At 58.4% G+C, this 17086-nt stretch carries 20 protein-coding genes and 1 tRNA gene; 16 read left to right on the top strand and 5 right to left on the bottom strand.

The features are described 5' to 3' along the window. Positions 1-66: 66 nt before the first annotated feature. Both GSQ81_RS18625 and GSQ81_RS18620 read right to left on the bottom strand, forming a co-directional pair. Positions 67-747 carry an anti-sigma factor gene (locus tag GSQ81_RS18625; protein WP_158912102.1) on the bottom strand — a complete coding sequence of 227 codons (681 nt, stop codon included), beginning with the start codon at positions 745-747 and terminating at the stop codon, positions 67-69. After that, positions 747-1442 carry an RNA polymerase sigma factor gene (locus GSQ81_RS18620; protein ID WP_158912336.1) on the bottom strand — a complete coding sequence of 232 codons (696 nt, stop codon included), beginning with the start codon at positions 1440-1442 and terminating at the stop codon, positions 747-749. Before GSQ81_RS18620 ends, GSQ81_RS18625 begins: the two co-directional genes overlap by 1 nt. Before the next feature lie 194 nt (positions 1443-1636). On the opposite strand from GSQ81_RS18620, the gene GSQ81_RS18615 reads away from it, so the two are divergent. Further along, positions 1637-1712 (top strand) — tRNA-Ala (locus GSQ81_RS18615). 15 nt (positions 1713-1727) lie between these two features. Here the strand turns inward: GSQ81_RS18615 and GSQ81_RS18610 are convergent. From GSQ81_RS18610 to GSQ81_RS18600, 3 genes are all read right to left on the bottom strand, one after another. Beyond that, positions 1728-2969 (bottom strand): site-specific integrase, encoded by a 1242-nt coding sequence (locus tag GSQ81_RS18610; RefSeq protein WP_158912101.1) that lies wholly within the window; start codon positions 2967-2969, stop codon positions 1728-1730. Further along, positions 2966-3217: a helix-turn-helix domain-containing protein gene (locus GSQ81_RS20405; RefSeq protein ID WP_158912100.1), complete on the bottom strand. Its 252-nt coding sequence runs from the start codon at positions 3215-3217 to the stop codon at positions 2966-2968. Before GSQ81_RS20405 ends, GSQ81_RS18610 begins: the two co-directional genes overlap by 4 nt. A gap of 113 nt (positions 3218-3330) precedes the next feature. Beyond that, complete coding sequence (locus GSQ81_RS18600) at positions 3331-3579, bottom strand: hypothetical protein (RefSeq protein WP_158912099.1); 249 nt, start codon at positions 3577-3579, stop codon at positions 3331-3333. A gap of 159 nt (positions 3580-3738) precedes the next feature. Here GSQ81_RS18600 and GSQ81_RS18595 point away from each other — a divergent pair, with 159 nt between their 5' ends. The 15 genes from GSQ81_RS18595 (at position 3739) to GSQ81_RS18515 (ending at position 17085) form a co-directional block, all read left to right on the top strand. Beyond that, the gene (locus tag GSQ81_RS18595) at positions 3739-3930 is read left to right on the top strand and encodes a DUF1778 domain-containing protein (RefSeq protein ID WP_158912098.1); all 192 of its coding nucleotides are present in this window, start codon (positions 3739-3741) and stop codon (positions 3928-3930) included. Between the two features lie 383 nt (positions 3931-4313). After that, positions 4314-5027, top strand: coding sequence for a DNA methyltransferase (locus GSQ81_RS18590; RefSeq protein WP_158912097.1), 714 nt, complete (start codon positions 4314-4316; stop codon positions 5025-5027). A gap of 344 nt (positions 5028-5371) precedes the next feature. Next, positions 5372-5704, top strand: coding sequence for a TrbC/VirB2 family protein (locus tag GSQ81_RS18585; RefSeq protein WP_158912096.1), 333 nt, complete (start codon positions 5372-5374; stop codon positions 5702-5704). 62 nt (positions 5705-5766) lie between these two features. After that, entirely contained in the window at positions 5767-6078 is a 312-nt protein-coding gene (locus GSQ81_RS18580) for a VirB3 family type IV secretion system protein (protein ID WP_158912095.1), read from the top strand. Continuing rightward, positions 6065-8527: a VirB4 family type IV secretion system protein gene (locus GSQ81_RS18575; protein ID WP_158912094.1), complete on the top strand. Its 2463-nt coding sequence runs from the start codon at positions 6065-6067 to the stop codon at positions 8525-8527. The genes GSQ81_RS18580 and GSQ81_RS18575 overlap by 14 nt, the downstream gene beginning before the upstream one ends. 27 nt (positions 8528-8554) lie before the next feature. After that, the gene (locus GSQ81_RS18570; protein ID WP_158912093.1) at positions 8555-9307 is read left to right on the top strand and encodes a TrbG/VirB9 family P-type conjugative transfer protein; all 753 of its coding nucleotides are present in this window, start codon (positions 8555-8557) and stop codon (positions 9305-9307) included. A gap of 9 nt (positions 9308-9316) precedes the next feature. Continuing rightward, the gene (locus GSQ81_RS18565) at positions 9317-10591 is read left to right on the top strand and encodes a TrbI/VirB10 family protein (RefSeq protein ID WP_158912092.1); all 1275 of its coding nucleotides are present in this window, start codon (positions 9317-9319) and stop codon (positions 10589-10591) included. A 66-nt stretch (positions 10592-10657) separates the two neighbouring features. Next, the gene (locus GSQ81_RS18560; protein ID WP_158912091.1) at positions 10658-11566 is read left to right on the top strand and encodes a hypothetical protein; all 909 of its coding nucleotides are present in this window, start codon (positions 10658-10660) and stop codon (positions 11564-11566) included. Next, entirely contained in the window at positions 11566-12387 is an 822-nt protein-coding gene (locus tag GSQ81_RS18555; RefSeq protein ID WP_158912090.1) for a type IV secretion system protein, read from the top strand. The genes GSQ81_RS18560 and GSQ81_RS18555 overlap by 1 nt, the downstream gene beginning before the upstream one ends. A 2-nt stretch (positions 12388-12389) precedes the next feature. Further along, positions 12390-13070: a VirB8/TrbF family protein gene (locus tag GSQ81_RS18550; protein ID WP_158912089.1), complete on the top strand. Its 681-nt coding sequence runs from the start codon at positions 12390-12392 to the stop codon at positions 13068-13070. A gap of 2 nt (positions 13071-13072) precedes the next feature. Beyond that, positions 13073-13453 carry a hypothetical protein gene (locus GSQ81_RS18545; protein ID WP_158912088.1) on the top strand — a complete coding sequence of 127 codons (381 nt, stop codon included), beginning with the start codon at positions 13073-13075 and terminating at the stop codon, positions 13451-13453. Further along, positions 13450-15258 carry a DNA cytosine methyltransferase gene (gene dcm, locus GSQ81_RS19900; RefSeq protein ID WP_216846482.1) on the top strand — a complete coding sequence of 603 codons (1809 nt, stop codon included), beginning with the start codon at positions 13450-13452 and terminating at the stop codon, positions 15256-15258. The genes GSQ81_RS18545 and dcm overlap by 4 nt, the downstream gene beginning before the upstream one ends. A gap of 591 nt (positions 15259-15849) precedes the next feature. Next, positions 15850-16263: a single-stranded DNA-binding protein gene (locus GSQ81_RS18525; protein ID WP_158912087.1), complete on the top strand. Its 414-nt coding sequence runs from the start codon at positions 15850-15852 to the stop codon at positions 16261-16263. Between the two features lie 31 nt (positions 16264-16294). Next, positions 16295-16690, top strand: coding sequence for a hypothetical protein (locus tag GSQ81_RS18520; protein WP_158912086.1), 396 nt, complete (start codon positions 16295-16297; stop codon positions 16688-16690). An 89-nt stretch (positions 16691-16779) separates the two neighbouring features. Beyond that, the gene (locus GSQ81_RS18515) at positions 16780-17085 is read left to right on the top strand and encodes a hypothetical protein (RefSeq protein ID WP_158912085.1); all 306 of its coding nucleotides are present in this window, start codon (positions 16780-16782) and stop codon (positions 17083-17085) included. Position 17086: the final 1 nt, after the last annotated feature.

Below are 17086 nucleotides of genomic sequence, written 5' to 3'. Positions count from 1 at the left end.
ATGGAGTTTAGGGGAGCAACAGGCAGGTTGCAACCTTCGAACCGGGTTGTGGGCTTAGCTTTAGGCTTATCCCCGAACAGAGACGCCGGCAAAGGTGAGCACTACCCTGCCCCGAACCGGAGAGCCAAAAACGCTGGCCGGTTGAAAGACGCTCATCACCAGTTGATCGACCACCTGGTTCTTCACCGAGGTATCAACCGGGCCGGAGACGATGTTGTAGTCATAGACACGACCCTGCTCGTTGACATAAGCCTCAACGACAATGGGGGCATCGTGGGTGGTGGTGATGGCGTGCGGATTGACCGCCGAATAGAGATAGTGAGGCACAGTAATCGCGCCAAGCGGCTCGTCGTTGGCCATGACAGGCTCTGGCGCGGCAACCATGCCGAGCAGAAGCATGATGCCTCCGACGAGTACGACCGATCCGGCAAAACCAGCGGAGGCCTGCACGAGCAGCGGTCGAACAGTATTCTCCCACTTAAGGCTGAAGCTGTCCTTCCAGCTTGACTTCATCGCCGCATGCTCGTGCGAGATGGCGAGGCGGAGCTTCATGCCGAGATTGGAGGGAGCTTTGGCCGGCCCAAGGCTGGCGAGTGATTGCTGCATGGCGCGCAGACTGTCGAACTCGCACTTGCAGTCGCCACAGGATTCCAGATGGCGGACGATTTCCTGCATCTGGTGGCCGGGGACCGCTCCGTCAAGATAAGCCGAGAACGAAGATCGAATACTGTCGCAGTTCGTGGTCATTACGTCACCATCTTTTCGGATGAGTGCATGGCAAAGGAAGGCGCGGAATTATTTTGTGCGGCACTTTGTTGGGCAAGAATGAGTGCACGCAGGGCCGAACGACCCCGGGTGAGCCGCGACTTAACCGTGCCCAGGTTGACATCGAGAATTTCGGAGATCTCCTCGTAGGCAAAACCTTCGATCTCGCGAAGGACGACCACGGTGCGGAAGGTCTCGGGGATCTGCCGCAAAGCGGCTTCGACGCGCTCGCGGACTTCGTTTTGCGCTACGTTGTCGAAGGGCGAATTGCCGTCGTCTGCCAAGGTGGCGCTAAGACAGACGCTGTTGCCATCCTCTTCCTGATCGTAGGGCGAATCAATGGTGACTTCCTGCTTTTTGTGGCGCGACCACCAGCGGCGCTGATTGGAGGCCTCGTGCAGGGCGATGCGGTAGAGCCAGGTACGGAGACTGGCGTCGCCATGAAAGCCGCGAATGCTGCGGAAGACCTTGATGAAGACTTCCTGGGTGATGTCGGCGGCATCGGCTGGATCGTTGATGCTGCGAGCGATGAGCGAGTAGAGAGGCTGGTGATACTGGGCGATGAGGATGGCGAACGCGTCCTCGGAACCGGCTTTGAGGTCGGCTACAAGTGCAGCATCTTCGGTGCTGATGCCTATTACGCTCGCTAAATGGCCCATTACGATGCCCGCCTGCATATCGGGTGTCCTCATACACTACGACTTTTGCGAAACAACTGGCAAATCACTCAATCCATTGAAAACAGCGCCGCCGGCGGCCGAGTGCTCGCTCACTCTATATCTTTAGACACCAAGAGATAGGGGATAAGTTCCCAGAGAGATTGACGAATGTCGCCGGCTCATCCAGAATAGAGAGAGTCCTTCCTAAGAGTGGGCCTGTGGCGCAGCTGGGAGCGCGCTTCCATGGCATGGAAGAGGTCATCGGTTCGATCCCGATCAGGTCCACCAAATCATTTCAATTACTTAGCGAGCGCAATCCGGGAGCACAACGGCTTGAGTGGGAGCAGTATGGGAGCAATAAGAAGCCCCCAGTACAGCCTCCCGCTGTGCGTCTGAACTGCGGTTAAAGAGCACATCGACGGCCTTCCGCTGCGCAAGCCGCTTTTTGGGCATGCCCGCCTGCGTATAGACTTCCATCGTCGTGCTGAGTTTGGCATGCCGCATCAGCTCCTGCACCACGTTAACGTCATTGCCGGTTTCAGCCAGTAACGAACTGTAGGTACGGCGGAAGGTATGCCAGCCGATCTGCTTCCGGATGCCCACCTCACGGGCAATCGGCTGCAGAATCTTTCGGCGCAGGCTGTCTGGCCACATCGGCATCTTGCCGAAGGTCTGGTAACTGGCAAAGACCCAATCCTCCGGCTTCGGGAAGCCACAGACCGGAAGCCACGCCCGCAGCTCCTCGACAACAATCTCATCGAGAGGCACCGGCTGCTCCGAGATCTCGGTCTTGCACGGACCGATGCTGCCGTCCGTAAAAGACCGAAGAACGCTGGCCATATGCGTCTCGAAGTCGATGTCCTCCCATTTGAGGCCGAGAACTTCGCAGATCCGAAGTCCGGTGGTCGCGCAGATCGTTCCCATGAGCCGCTCCCTGTCAGGCAGAGCACCCAACAGAGCCCGAAACTCCTCAACGGTAAGGATGTCCGGCCTCCGCAGTCGTTTAGAGCTGCACCGCACCATCGTGACCGGATTGCTGTCCAGCCAACCCCAACGCATGCCGTGGCGGAAGATCATGCTCAATACGTTGCGGATCTTGGCCCGGCTCGCGGGTGCAAGCCGGATCGATTTCAGCCAGTCCTCCACCTCAACTGTTGTAACCCGGCTGGGAGGATAATCTCCCCAGCGCGGCACGATATGGCAGTTGAGATTGCTGAGGTAGCCCAACTTCGTTGACCTCCGTTTCCCCTCGCGAGATTCCTCGATCGGAATCTCCTTTAGACGATAGTGATCCACCAGCTTGCGGATGGTTGCCGGTGGCCCGGAACCTTCCGCTGCGAGGCGATTGATGCTGAGGCGAAGTTTCTCCGCCGCTCGTTGCGCATCGGCCTGAGTCCGAATCTCAATGACCGTTCCCAGGATTTCCTTGCGCGAGTGGCGTTTTCCGTCAGAATTTGTCTCGCGCCAGCGGTAGACCCAGACAGCAGGACCTTTCTTTCGAGGCTCAGTGAAAAGAGCCCCAAGTTGATATCGTGACCGTTTCATCGAAAAGTATTCCTTTCCTTTGAACGGCCTCCGTCGCTGCCTGATGTTACCTCTGTTTGCATCCAGTGATCGAGTTCGGAGAGCCGGAATCGCCAACTCTTTTTTCGTCCCTTACCGGGGAGTCCGTGCGCTGGAAGTTTCCCTTGCCTGGCAAGTCCCAGGAGGGTTTTGCGTGGTATATCGAGGAACAATGCTGCGCGGTCGGCATTGACGAACGGTTCAGATAACAGTTTGATTGAAGATTCCATAGGCCACCGTGGGGCGCCACAGGCGCCCGATGAGAAGCCTAGCCAAGGAGATATCCCATAATCGTGGAAGAATTTTCTCCACCGTGTCCTAAAAGGACACCATCAAGGCATCTTTACAGATGCTCCGAACCGGATAGCACCTGCACTTTACCAAGAATCCTAAGTTCCATAATCTCGACAGCGGGCTGACGTCTTCGCACGTAGGCAATCACTTCTTCTAAGCTGAGCGCCGCGAAGGTTTCGGTTGAAGCTGTCGTTGTGCCTTCGTCCTCAGCGATCCTCTCGGACTTCAATTCGATCAGAAGCGCCCTGTGCGGTTGGTCCGACAATGGAAATACTTCCCGATCTCTGCTTTTTGCCATAACAAACTCCTTGGGGTATAGGATCGCAGCACCAGCTCCTAGCGGATGGCGGTTCAGATGCCGCAACGGGGCGGCTCCGCCTTTGGAACCACCGAGTCGAGTGAAACAACGTGTCGCATAATACCTCTATTGTGTAGTGCGGTAGTACCATAGCAGTCGGTGGCCAAAAAGGAACACATTCCTTCCCGGCGCACCGGCAAGTCCCCACTTGGAGCGAAAGTGTTCTCTTACCACACCCAGGAAGAACATCGGTTACTGGTGAAGGCGGCAAAGCTGGAACGCCGCAGTCTCAGCAGCTTTGTCGCCCTTGCCGCTCTCGAGCGCGCAGAACGGATCATTGCCGGCAAGTAAGCGCCTATACAACAGGTCACCGAACTCCTGGATTCATAATGCTACCATTATGCAGTGTTACGCCTATCACTCCTGCCGTTCCAACCCAGCGATGTACGGTATCTCCACCGAAGCCTGAAAGCGTTTCCGTGCTTGTGACGCGATAGATCCCCTGTATGTCCTGCGTGTTCTCTCAGACACCGCGAGAGAAAGACAGGCTGCGCCCATCGGCACGACGCGTCTCTGCTTTTACGGCTTTCAAAAAATCTTTTTGCAAAGAACGCAAAAACATTTTCCGAACCTTCCGAAAAAGCGACGCTTGACCTTGGGAACAGCCCTCTCTCGCGCCCTTGCGGTAGGGTGTCCTGAGAGACCACTCCGGGACCACAAAGGAGATCCAAGTCATGCAAGCACAAAGCTCAACTCAGCATCAGTTCCTCAATACCATCACGCACGGTGACTGCATCCAGGTCATGCGTCAGATGCCCGCAAACAGCGTCGATTTCATCCTCACCGATCCGCCATATCTCGTGAACTACCGCGACCGCGATGGACGCACCATTCAGAATGATGCCGATGAGAACTGGCTCAAGCCTGCGATGGCGGAAGCATATCGCATGCTGAAGCAGGACCGGGTCGCAATCATGTTCTACGGATGGACGAAGGTCGATGCATTCTTCGACGCATGGAAGGCTGCGGGATTCCAGCCTGTCGGCCATCTGGTGTTTCGCAAAACTTACTCATCCAAGAGCAGGTTCCTTCGCTATCAACACGAGCAGGCATACCTGCTGGCTAAGGGCAGGCCGCCGCTACCGAAGCAGCCGCTGGCGGACGTGATGGATATGCCCTATAGCGGAAACAAGCTGCATCCGACGCAGAAGCCCGTAGCGGCACTCGCACCGCTGGTTCGCAGCTTCTCTCTTCCCGGTGAAAGTGTTCTCGATCCGTTCACGGGCAGCGGCAGCTCATGCGCGGCAGCGTTGCTGACCGGTCGCAAGTACATCGGCATTGAACTCGATGCCGAGCATTTCAACCAGGCGTCGGCACGGTTAGCCCGGGTCGAAGGGAGGATCGCAGCGAAGCGGTCTTCACTGGAACTCATTCCCACCTCGCGGTGAGTGTGACCGCGCGCCCGGCGCGCCTCAAGGCGACCACTCTTCTGAGTTGTGGTCCTAGCAGCCTTGACCCGCGCCATGCCCGCGGATTTCTTGCCTTACATGGTGGGAATGAGCACATCCGCGCAGTCTGCGCGGGGCGTCCACTGGTCCCAACAAGCTCACTTTGAGTCGTCGTTGCACGGCTGATCGCGGCGTTCCATTTATCACCATGTCGCGCCGTCTGCGTGCCCCTGTTTGGACACAGGGTGGAATTCTTTTCCATCCTTGCCTACCCGCCGCCGCCCTACCTTCAAATCCAGCACGAAGCCGGAGCAGACCGGCAAATCAAACAAGGAGATACCCCTGTGAAGACGCCTCGTTTCCTTCGCCGCCTTCTACCCCGGCACATCAACCGGCCTTCCATCCGATGGCTTACCCCCGCGCTGCTCTTTCTGGCAACGCTGCCCGTGTATGCGCAATCCACCGGCAGCGATCCGTGGGACAACGCGGTCAACGTCCTCAAAACCGCCTTTACCGGCACGATTGCGACCGGGCTGTCGCTGGTCGCAATCGTCGTCGGCGGGCTGATGTTCGCCTACGGCGAAGGCCAGTCGAAGAAGATGCTCGCCGGTATTGTCTTTGGGGTCGGAATGGCGATCGGGGCTGTGAACTTTATGGCTTGGCTTTTTCCCTCGTAAGTCGATGGCGGCAGGCTGCAACCGCAACCCAAACACATGACTGACAGAGAGGAGGTAAGCAGATGGCAGTGGGCGATTCACGACATAACAAGGTCTTCAAAGCGATGAATCGCCCACTGACCGTCATGGGCGCGGAGCGGCGATTGTTCTTCGTTGCGCTTATTTCCGGCGGCGCCATCTTCTCACTGTTGCATTCGCTGTTCGGCGGAATCGGGCTGTTCATCATCGGCGTCGTCATCGCCCGCATTGCCACAAAGCACGATGTCGAGATTCTGCGGGTGCTCTTCAACTCCGGCAAGTTCCGCCGACGCTACGATCCGATGAAGGCAGACGAAATGGAAATACGCATTGTGAGGCGCGATGGTCAAGGTTGAGCACATCACGAAGGACTGGAAAGAAGCTGGCTCATTCGCTGTTCAGATCAACTTGTACGGCTTCTGGGACGAGCACTGCTTTTTGACGAAATCAGGCGACCTTGGCGCTGTTCTGCGGATCGGCGGAATCGACTACGAGAGCCTGGACCATGCCGGACGCGACTATGCGGTCAAGCGCCTCGAAGCCGCCTTCCGCTCCCTCGATGACAAGTGCCGCCTGTATCAAATTCTGTCCAAGCGCAATCGCCCTGCGATCCCGCACGCCGAGTATGAGAACCCTGTGGTCCGCGCCGCCGTAGAACAACGCGGCGCGTTCCTCGAATCGAAGGCGGACCGGCTCTACAGCATAGAAATCTTCTGGATCGTGATGATCGACGGCAGCTACCAGAAGGCCGGGCTGTTGCACGCTCTGTCTCAGTTGCCGAAGCAACCGCGCTCGTCTCTTCGTGACTTGCGTGCTCTCTTCTCCAGTAACAAAGAGCGCACCCTACTCTACGAGCAGATCGAGCGCGACCGGCTGCGGCTGCAACAAAAAGTGAACAGTTTGAGTGGACAGCTAAACGACCTCATGACGGTCGAGCTGCCAAGGGCGGAGGAGACGTTTCGCATACTGCGCCGTCTCACCAATCTCCGCCCCTCCAAGATCAACGACGCGCCGCTCTGCGATGCGCGTCATCTCGACTGGCAGGTGTGCGGCTCAGAACTTGAGGCGCATCGGGGCTATCTCCGTCTGGACGATGACTACCTCCGCATCCTCACCCTGAAAGAGCTTCCCGGCGAGACGCGACCCTTGATTCTCAATGGCCTGCTCGACATTCCGGCCAACTTTCACGTCGTCACGGAGTGGCATCCCGTCGATAACGCGAAAGCCCGGAAAGAGATCGCCAGCCGTCGCCGGCATCACCACAACTCCAAGACCAGCTTCGTCTCCAATCTCCAGGACCAGCAGAACGCCGGGAACCAGGACAACCTGGTCGATGACTCGAAAGCCGCCGCCGTCGCGGAGCTAGGCGGTGCGCTCACTGCGCTGGGGATGGAGGGTAAGAACTTCGGCGAGTTCACGCTCACGGTGGTGATCTACGACGAGGACCGCACCCGGCTGGAATACTCCGCCGCAGAGTTTCAGAAGCTGTTTACACAGCATGACGCGCTTTTGTATGAGGAACGCTACAACCTGCTCAATGCGTTCTTCGCCACGGTCCCCGGCAATAAGCAGTTCAATCTCCGCAAACAGTGGGCGCTCAACTCCAACTACGCCGACCTGTCGTTCCTCTTCACCGTCGACACCGGCTCGCAATGGAACGCGCATCTAGAACGCGAGTATGCCGCTGTTTTCGAATCGATACACGGCACGCCGTATTACATGAACCTGCACGCCGGCGACGTGGCGCACACCCTGCTGCTCGGCGCTACAGGGGCCGGGAAATCCTTCACGCTGGCTTCCATCATTCAGGCGTTACAGAAGTATGGGCCGCTCACTTTTATCTTCGATGTCGGCGGCAGCTATGAAACGCTGACGCGCGTCTTCGGCGGCACCTACCTGAACGTCGGACTGAAGACGCCGGGCTTCAGTATCAATCCCTTTTCGTTGGAACCCACCCACGAGAACCTGAATTTTCTCTACCTGTTCATGCGGGTCCTGATCGAAGGCCAAGGCAAGTACACGCTGACCGGCGACGATGAAAAAGCGCTCTTCGCTGCGATCGAGCGGGCCTACAAACTTCCCGCCGAGATACGGACGCTGACCAACGTCGCGTCCATCCTTGGGCCGCTGGGTGAGCGTCTGCAACGGTGGACCGGCAAAGGCCAGTTCGGGTATCTCTTCGACAACGCCGAGGACACCCTGACGTTTGCGCGCTTCCAGACCTTCAACTTCGATGGCTGGTCCGATTACCCCGACATCCTGGAACCACTACTCTTTTATGTCCTTCAGCGGGCATCGTCTGAGATCGAAAAGCCAGTAAATATGGCCATATTCAAGGTGTTTCTGGCAGACGAAGCCTCCATCTTTCTCAAAAACGCCATCATCCGCGATTGGGTAGTGCGCGCGGAGCGGACATGGCGCAAGAAGAACGCCGCGATGATTCTGGCGACACAGTCGGTGGTGGAACTGGCCGACGCGGGCGTGCTCAACATCATCAACGAGTCGTGCCCGACGAAGATATTTCTCGCCAACCCCAACATCGACCGCAAGCTCTACGCCGAAATCTTCCAGTTGAACGATACCCAGCTTGAGTTGTTCGAGTCGCTGGTGCCGAAGCGCGAAATGCTGCTGATCAAGCCGCGCGGCACCAAAAAGCTGGTGTTGGAAGTCGATGCGCTGACCTATTGGGTCGCCACCAACAATGCCCGCGACAACATCCGCAAACAGGATTACTTTGCCCGCTTCGGCCCGGAGCAAGGATTGCTGCGCCTGGCCAAGGACTACCCCAACCCGCTCAATTCATAACCTCACTGACACCCCCAAAGGAGAATCATGAACCGCACACCCATCATCCCGCTTTTGCTTGGCCTCGCTGCCACCGTAGCTCACGGCCAGCAGAGCGCCCGGCTTGTGAAGTACCACACCAACGACATTGTGAGTGTCCACGCCAAGATGCGTTACACCACGCTTATCGAATTACCGGCTACGGAGAAGATTCTGGAAGTCGCGACCGGCGATAAAGACTTCTGGATCATCGACACCGTGGGCAATTACTGCTTTCTGCATCCCGCCAAAGAAGGTATCCACTCCAACCTCAACCTGATTACCGACAAGGGCAGTGTGTATTCGTTCACGCTGGATGATGTCGAGTCCGGCGATCCCGACCTTAAGGTCGTTATCCAGCCGTCCGACCCATCCTCGCTTGCCGCCGCCAACGGCGCGGGCAAGCTGGTATCGGCTGGCGAAGTAGAGGCTGCCCGCGCCCAGGTGCAGGCTGTGCAATCGCACGCTGCCGCCGTGGTCGAGCAGTTCCGTGCCGACTATCCCACGCAGGCATTGAAGTTCGATTACACCTTCCACAACGAAAAGCCCTTTGAGGTGTCGGCGATCTATCACGATGACAAGTTCACCTACATCAAGTCGTCGGCTTCGGAGAAGTTCTCCATCTATGAACTGAAAGATGGCAAGCCTGACCTCATCACCTTCCAGTTGAAGGATGGCACCTATGTCATACCCACGGTGGTCGATCGCGGCTACCTCGAAATCGGCAAGCACAAGCTCGATTTTCAACGGAAGGCTCAGTAGGTGATGCCGATGCCAGAAGAGAAACCGACCAACACATTGCCGGAGCCGCAGAATGCGCCTCCATCTCCTGACAACGTCTCCGGCCTGCGCGACAAGCGCGTTCGGCCCGAAGGCGTTGTCCCCAAACAGGCGCAGGGCTATGTCGTCGCAGGACTCGCGGTGCTCATCCTGATGACCGTCATGTTCTCGAAAAACCACGCCAAGCCTGCCGCGAGGCCTAATGCAGCCGGTCCGCTGGCCGTGTCCACCGACATGAACCAGCGGAAGATTCAGGAGCTGGAGCAGGACCTGAGCGCTGACCAGCGCCAGAGCCAACAGCAGGCGGCGGCTCAGAAGACGATGGGCAACAATACCGTCGCACCGAACGGCACTCCAGCAATGATGCAGCCCAATGGGACGATGATGCCAACGGCTCCAGCGGCCCCATTGCCGCCGACCGAGCCGCCGACCGAGCCGCCGCGCGATCCCGTCGCGGATGCCGAAAAGGCGATGGCCTTCAAAGCCCGCTTTGCCTCAAACCTCGTCTCCGCCACTGATGTCGCTTCGCGTCCATTGGCCGAGTCTTCCGAATCCGGTGAGAATACTCCGGCTCGCTCTTCGAGCTTGCCGGCGACTCCTCCTACGCAGGCTGCAACCACTCCTGCTGCGACAGATAAGAAACGTGCGCCGGAGGTGAACATCAACTCTGCGCACGGCCAGCCTTATGTCGTCTTCGAGGGCACCAGCATCAACACCGTGCTGGTGAACCGTTTGGATGGGGAGTTTGCGGGGCCATTGAAGGTCATGGCGACGAACCCGATTTACAGCCAGGACCGGCAACATCTTCTCATCCCCGAGGGTACGTTCATTCTTGGCGAGGTGCAGAAGGTCGCCGGTCTCGGCCAGAAGCGCCTCGCCGTTACCTTCCATCGCATGTTGATGCCTGATGGCTACTCCGTCGATCTCGACCAGTTCCACGGTCTCGATCAGGCCGGAGCCGCTGGAATCAAGGACAAGATCAACAACCATTATGTCGAGATATTCGGCGCGTCGATTGCCCTTGGAGTCATCTCGGGCGCAGCCGAGGCCACCAATCTCAATCAGGGTTACAACGAGTCCGGCACTGAGGCATACAAGTCCGGCATCTCTTCCAGTCTTTCGCAGTCGAGCGCGAATGTGCTCGACCGCTTCATCAATATTCCACCCACCATCACGATTCGAGAGGGCCACCGGATCAAGGTTTACATCACGCAGGACATGCTCGTGCCTGCGTATGAGAACCACACGATCCCAAGCTACTTCTGAATCTCTCCCACCACGCAACACTAACCGCGCCTTGCTTACGCTTGGCGCTTCCGTAAAGGAGCATGTATGAAACTCAGCAAATCTCTCTTTCCGATTCTCACTGTTGTCCTCGCGCTCGCGCCGATGGCGCACGCGCAGTTTGGCTCCGGTATCGTCTACGACCCAACGCAAAGCGCCCATGCCATTCAGGAAATTCAACAGGGAGAATCACAACTCCAGAAGTGGGCGACCGAACTCAACAACTGGCAGCAGCACCTCTTGAAAGAGGCGCAAATCTATACCACTGCGGAGCAGACCCGCACGCAGATCGTCACCATGTACAACCTCGCCTACCAAATGGCGACGATGCCGCAAAACCTTGAAGCTCGTTATAAGGCGGATTGGGCGCAGTGGCAGAACCTTGCCGCCCCGCCCAACGCCTACGGCAACACGTCGCCGCTGGTAAACGCGCTCAACTTCGGCGGCCTGCCCCAGGCGCAGCAGGGTTACAGCAGCGCCTATGTACAGCCTCAGAGCTATCCCTCCGGCAACTATTCCTCTCTCGATTCACGCACACAGGCCACCGTCGCTAACCAGTACGCCACGTCGGAACTGGCCCAGACCACGACCACCAACACGCTCGCCACCCTCGGGACGATCCGCATCAATGAGCAGACGTTTGCAACCAAGCTGACCAATCTCGATTCGGATACCTTCTCGACCGATCCAGCCCAGCAGAGCTCGAACGCCCTGCTTGCCAAGATCAACTCAGCCACGCTGCTCCAAATTCACTCGCAGCAGGATACCAACCAGCTTCTCGCGGCTTCGATCCAGCAGCAACTTCTCGCGCAAAAGCAGCAGATCGATGCGCAGAACCGTTCCCTCAATAACGCCGTGTACTTCCAGCAGAACTTTCCCACCACCATGCAGAACGTCACCAGCGGCGTAAGCACCTCCATGCACTCCATCTCTCTCAGCATTAACGGGAGCAACTGATGGGACAGAATCCCTTTACCTTTATCGGGCAGGCCATCACTCAGCTGCTCTCATCGAACAGTGCGGCACTCCAGGCCACGGGATTAGACATCTTCCGTGGCCTTGCGGTGATCCTGATCGTCTGGTTCGGTGTGAAGTCCGCCTTGTCCGCCTCGCAGGGCGGAGGCGGCTTCCACTTCGCCAAGTTCGCCGACCTGATCCTGATGATTGCTTTCGGGCTGGGGATGCTGACCTATTACTCGACGCCGATCCCCGGCACCGGCTACAGCTTCAGCGACCTCATCACCAAAGAGGGCCTGAGTATCTCGGCCCAGATCGAGTCCGACCAGACGCAGCAGATCGTCAATGCCGTCACCAACGAGGAGCAGCAACTGGGCGCGCCTCCGGGCAGCTTCAACCTGCTCGAAGACCTCACCTACCTTCTCATCGCTTTGATCCTCGCGGCGATGGAGGCTGTTGCGTTCGCCGTCATCGCGTATGGCTATGTGGCTTCCGCCGTCTGCGTGTTGATCGGTCCCATCTTCATCCCTTGGTTCATCGTGCCGAAGATGGACTGGCTGTTCTGGGGTTGGCTCAAGGCATTCATCGGGTTTTCGTTCTATCAGGTCGTCGCTGCGGCCTTCATCTTTGTGTTCTCGAAGGTGCTCACCTCGATGTTTCAGGTCATCGGCACCATCAGCATCTCGAACGCACTAGCTGTCTTGCCCGCGCTACTCATCACGCTTTTCGTCTGCATCTACGGTTTGGTCAAAATCCCAGAGCTTACGTCGTCGATCCTGAGTGGACGCACCGGCACCTGGGTCAACCCAATGGGGAACTAGTCATGTCGAACAGAGATTCCTTTACAACTACCGATGCGGGACACAAGTTCCTGGAGCTGTATGCGGAGCCGGTCGTCACCAACACCTATCTCAAGGTGGCGATCCTTGTGCTCTCCGTCGTCACGCTCGCTTCGCTGGCGCTCCTCTATCGGGCACAGACTGCTGCCTTGCGGCTGAAGCCGCTCGTCATCTCGGTTTCGGACATCGGACGGGGCCAGGTGGTGAACTATGCCGATTTCTCTAAAGTGCCCGTAGAGCGCGTCAGCAAATACTATCTCGCGCGTTGGGCGCAACTGTACTACGGAAGCAATCATGCCACCTTGCAGCGTGATTTTGGCGAGTCGCTGAACTTCTTCTCGAATGAGTTGCAGGGTGCCACGCTTGCGCGTGTGACTAAGGCTAAGACCCTTGAGACGTTCCTGCTCGATCCCAGCGCTCCCAACGTGGACATCGAGATTAAGGCCGTAGTCCTCGACGACACACGGCAGGCGCCATTCCGCGCGCATGTGGAGTTTGAAAAGGTCTTCTATTCGCTTGGCGACCAGCAGGAACAGAGCCGCGAACGCTGGACCGCGAATGTGATCTACGACTTCCGCGACGAAGTCCCCAATGCCATGCTGCTCACCAATCCTCTCGGCGTCGTCATCAGCTACGTCCACGAAGACCAGGCATTCGGGAACTGACGATGCGACCGAAGACACCGATTCTCCTTTACTGTGCCGACCGCGGGCTGCTCTCCGCTACGGCGTTCGCGCTGCGCCTGCAACTCTACGACGTCACCGCCGTCGACGACAGCCGGAGTGCCGCAGCCGTCATGATGGCCAGCCAGCTTGGCTGCGGCATCCTGATTCATGCAAGGCAGGGTGACCTCGCAGGCAGGCTGATCCATCGCCTGCTCGCAGCGGATCTGCACATCCCTGTGCTTCTGGTAGACCGTGCCGGTGATCTTGCACCCGTCCGCTACGCGGACATGGTGCTCTATGGCCGCAACACCTCGATGGCTCACATCTTCGGCGCTCTCAGTGTGCTCTGCGCCCGGAAGCGCGGACCTCGGAGTGGCGCGTGAAATACCTCTCCGTGTGTTCTGGCATCGAAGCCGTCTCTGTCGCATGGGGACCGCTGGGCTGGAGACCCGCCATGTTCGCGGAAATCGATCCCTTCTGTTGCTGGCTCTTGCGCTCGCGCTATCGCGCATCGCGGCCCATGCACATGCCCAGCCCACACGATGCGCCGGACAGAAAAGAGGCCAAGCGCCGCGCCGCAGCCATTCGCAACATCGTTGCTCTGCCTGTAGATGGCGCGGTCATCAATGCTGGCGACTTCACGCGCATAGGAGGAGAGGATGTTGGGTCAACCGACCTTCTGGCCGGAGGAATACCTTGCCAGTCTTTCTCCGTCGCCGGTAAGCGAGCGGGACTGGATGACCCGCGTGGCAACCTCACCATCGAGTTTGCTCGGCTTGCTGGCAGACTCAGGCCCCTATGGCTGGTGTGGGAGAACGTCCCCGGTGTCCTGTCGATCGACGATGGACGGACGTTTGGAGCCTTCCTCGGGATGCTGGTCGAACTCGGGTATGGGATCGCCTACCGAGTACTGGACGCTCAGCATTTCGGAGTACCCCAGCGACGGCGCCGCGTCTTCGTTGTCGGACATCTTGGAGATTGGAGAGGTCCCGCAGCGGTATTACTTGACGAGTCGTGCCTGTCGGGGCATCCTGCGCCGCGCCGAGAAGCGCGGCAAGGACCTGCCGGAGGCGTTGAGGTCGGCCCTTCTGGCGGTCGCCTCACAGATACCGCACCCACCATCGACGCAGGCTGCAAAGACGGCTTCGTCCGCAATCAACTAGGCGTCGGCGTCCTCTCCTCGACAGATGAAATCTCCCATTGCCTGAACGCCGGAGGCATGGGAAGACAGGACTTTGAAACCGAAACCCTGATCGCGCATTCGCTCTCAGCCGATGGGTTCGACGCGAGCGAGGATGGCACCGGGCGAGGAACGCCCGTCGTGCCTGTCGCCATTTGTACCGCGCACACGCAGTCCAACGGCAGCGGCTTCTCCGATGATGTTGCTCACACTCTGGAGAGCGGCGGTGGAACTCAGGCCGTAGCCTTCGCCCAGAACACGCGCGACGAAGTGCAGTTGTACGGCGGTGATGGCAAAACAGTCGGGGCGCTGGCTGCACAGCCGGGTGCCAAGCAGCAGTCATACATTGCCTTCTCTTCTAAAGACTCCGGCATCGATGCCGGCGATGTTGCGCCGACACTACGCGGCGTGGGACATAACGGAAGCCATGCCAACGGCGGTGGACAAGTAGCCATTGCCTTCGCGCAGAACCAGGACGGAGATGTCCTCGCCAGTGATGTGATGCACTCGCTCGGAACCAATGGAAATGCGACCAGCCGCAATGCGCCGACCGTTGCTTTTACGCTTCATGGCAGCGACGAAACCGTAAACGCGGCATCGTCCACCGAGATTGCCGGAAGCCTGCGCACGCGAGCCCCTGGAAGCATCGAGAACAGCTCGACGACTGCTGTGCTTCAGGAGCAGCCTGTCGCTTGGTCTGGAGGACTCACTGCATCGACTGATATCGCGGGCACTCTTCAGCACGGCGGCGAGGGTGGACGCGTCGATGGAGTGATGAGGCCAAACATGGCCGTCCGGCGACTTACACCGCGTGAGTGCGAGCGCCTGCAAGGATTCCCCGGCAATTACACCCTGGTCGAGTATCGTGGCAAGCGTGCATCCGATGGTCCTCGCTACAAAGCTCTCGGCAACTCGATGGCAGTCCCGGTTATGCACTGGATTGGGCAACGCATAGCTGCCGTCGATGCCATCCTCCATGACGATCTCGGCAACCGGAGGAGCCGGTGAACCAGCTTCCGCAAACTCGGACGATACTGCCACGCACGTCCCAACCGCATAGAGGCACAGGCCTTCTTCTTGCCCCCTCCGCGCTGGAGTTGGAGCCGTGCAACTCGCACTCAACTCCGTCGCCCAAAACCAGGCCCTCCGCATGGCAGGGCACCGAGGATGATGCGAGCCATCGAAAACAATGGTCCACTCACTCTCTGCTTTCGCAGCCGGAGCAGTGGCAGACAACGGAGTATCGTTGCACTGCTGTCAGGTTGCACCGACATCCTCACTGCCATCGAATCCTTCAGGGTGTTTCCATAAAGCACCATCTCTCCCGTATTTTCCCTGCTCACCCTCGGTCACTCGCTTCAGTGCTTATCCCGCGCCCTGCGGCACTCGGCGTTCTGCTTCGCCCTTGCGGGCGCCCTTCGGGTCTGGGTTTCCAAACAAAAAATCTCCCTGCGGCTGCGGCCCCTGCGGGGCGAGATTTTTTCTTCGGAGCCTCCGCAGAAAGACACGCCTTCGGCACTTGGGAGCGGGGCACCTCGCGTCGCTTCGCGCAAGAGTGTCCCGAGGGCAATCCGGGCAAATACAGACAGGAGAAATGACATGGCACTCTACGAAAACAACATCAAACTGAAGGGTTTCATCGGCAAGGACGCCGAGAACTTCGCCACCAAACAGCAGAAGACCTTCAGCGTCCTCTCGCTCGCCACCAAGTCGGGCTACAAGGAAAAGCAGACGCAGCAGTGGGTGAACCACACCGAATGGCACCGCATCGTAGCCTTCGGCAAGCCCGCCGACTACGCGAAGGACCTGAAGAAGGGCGACTACGTCGAGATCGAGGGCGAGCTGCGCAGCACCGAGTTCGATGCCGAGGTCGGCGAGGGCAAGAAGAAGACCACGCTCAAGCGCCGGGGTTGGGAGATACGCGCCAACATCGTCAAGAAGCTGGCGCAGCCCGAGAGCTCACGCGCAGAGAACCTCGATTCCGAGCCGATCACGGAGGACGACGCGGCTTAGGCCGCGTCGTCCTCCCTCGGGAGGTGCAACCATGAATCTCTTCGATAACACCGTCAAGCTCAGTGGCTTCCTCGGAAAGAATGCCGAGGCTCCCTCATCCGATCACATCCAGGTGGATTCATTCGCAATCCTGCTATTGGCGACGGTCGCCGGCACTTGGGACCTCTCCACCAACGAGTGGACCCCGCGCACCGATTGGCATCGCATCATCTGCCCTGGCCCATACTTCTGCGGCATGGTTCGCGGCATGAGGCGTGGCGACTACCTCGAAGTCGAAGGCGAACTCCGCGAGCAGCAGCAGGAACGAACCGTCGTTGTTGCCGGCGAACGCTTCCCGATGAAGCATGGCTCCTATGCCGTTCACGCAACCCGGATCACCAGGCTGGATCGTCCTGAGGCGCTCGTCGATCTTGGCGAGGATGGCTGATTTCATCTGCTTGTTTTTGCGGAGAGGCCGACACCTCTCCGCATTTCTCCTGACCATACCGCTCATTTTTCGCGGCGAAAGGGATACCGATGTTTGCTAACGCTGTCTTCGTTGCCACCCTGATCTTTCTCGCGCTCGGCTTCTGGCTGAGTCACGAGTTACGTTTCCTCACTCCGTGGCGGAGCCTGATTCTGCAAAACTATCTGCAGAGCATCGCGCTTTACTGCGCTCTGCTCTTCGCCAACATCCTCGGCCTCACTATTTGGATCGAGCGCAAATTCTTCTTGCGCGACACTGGCCGCAAGCTCCGGCATCTCGATCAGGAGATCCATACGGGACAGAGCGAACTCTCAGGCGAAATCCTCGCGCAGTTCGGAGATGAGGAGGAGCGATAGC

The organism is Granulicella sp. L56, assembly GCF_009765835.1.
GTDB lineage: Bacteria > Acidobacteriota > Terriglobia > Terriglobales > Acidobacteriaceae > Edaphobacter.
This window is presented reverse-complemented; position numbering and strand designations above follow the sequence as displayed.

Coding starts and splice junctions, on each gene's coding strand:
- GSQ81_RS18555 (WP_158912090.1), top strand. CDS start 11,566: ATGGGACAGAATCCCTTTACCTTTATCGGGCAGGCCATCACTCAGCTG.
- GSQ81_RS18545 (WP_158912088.1), top strand. CDS start 13,073: ATGCGACCGAAGACACCGATTCTCCTTTACTGTGCCGACCGCGGGCTG.
- GSQ81_RS18515 (WP_158912085.1), top strand. CDS start 16,780: ATGTTTGCTAACGCTGTCTTCGTTGCCACCCTGATCTTTCTCGCGCTC.
- GSQ81_RS18590 (WP_158912097.1), top strand. CDS start 4,314: ATGCAAGCACAAAGCTCAACTCAGCATCAGTTCCTCAATACCATCACG.
- GSQ81_RS18560 (WP_158912091.1), top strand. CDS start 10,658: ATGAAACTCAGCAAATCTCTCTTTCCGATTCTCACTGTTGTCCTCGCG.
- GSQ81_RS18520 (WP_158912086.1), top strand. CDS start 16,295: ATGAATCTCTTCGATAACACCGTCAAGCTCAGTGGCTTCCTCGGAAAG.
- GSQ81_RS18620 (WP_158912336.1), bottom strand. CDS start 1,442: ATGCAGGCGGGCATCGTAATGGGCCATTTAGCGAGCGTAATAGGCATC.
- GSQ81_RS18580 (WP_158912095.1), top strand. CDS start 5,767: ATGGCAGTGGGCGATTCACGACATAACAAGGTCTTCAAAGCGATGAAT.
- GSQ81_RS18600 (WP_158912099.1), bottom strand. CDS start 3,579: ATGGCAAAAAGCAGAGATCGGGAAGTATTTCCATTGTCGGACCAACCG.
- GSQ81_RS20405 (WP_158912100.1), bottom strand. CDS start 3,217: ATGGAATCTTCAATCAAACTGTTATCTGAACCGTTCGTCAATGCCGAC.
- GSQ81_RS18625 (WP_158912102.1), bottom strand. CDS start 747: ATGACCACGAACTGCGACAGTATTCGATCTTCGTTCTCGGCTTATCTT.
- GSQ81_RS18575 (WP_158912094.1), top strand. CDS start 6,065: ATGGTCAAGGTTGAGCACATCACGAAGGACTGGAAAGAAGCTGGCTCA.
- GSQ81_RS18550 (WP_158912089.1), top strand. CDS start 12,390: ATGTCGAACAGAGATTCCTTTACAACTACCGATGCGGGACACAAGTTC.
- GSQ81_RS18525 (WP_158912087.1), top strand. CDS start 15,850: ATGGCACTCTACGAAAACAACATCAAACTGAAGGGTTTCATCGGCAAG.
- GSQ81_RS18610 (WP_158912101.1), bottom strand. CDS start 2,969: ATGAAACGGTCACGATATCAACTTGGGGCTCTTTTCACTGAGCCTCGA.
- GSQ81_RS18570 (WP_158912093.1), top strand. CDS start 8,555: ATGAACCGCACACCCATCATCCCGCTTTTGCTTGGCCTCGCTGCCACC.
- GSQ81_RS18565 (WP_158912092.1), top strand. CDS start 9,317: ATGCCAGAAGAGAAACCGACCAACACATTGCCGGAGCCGCAGAATGCG.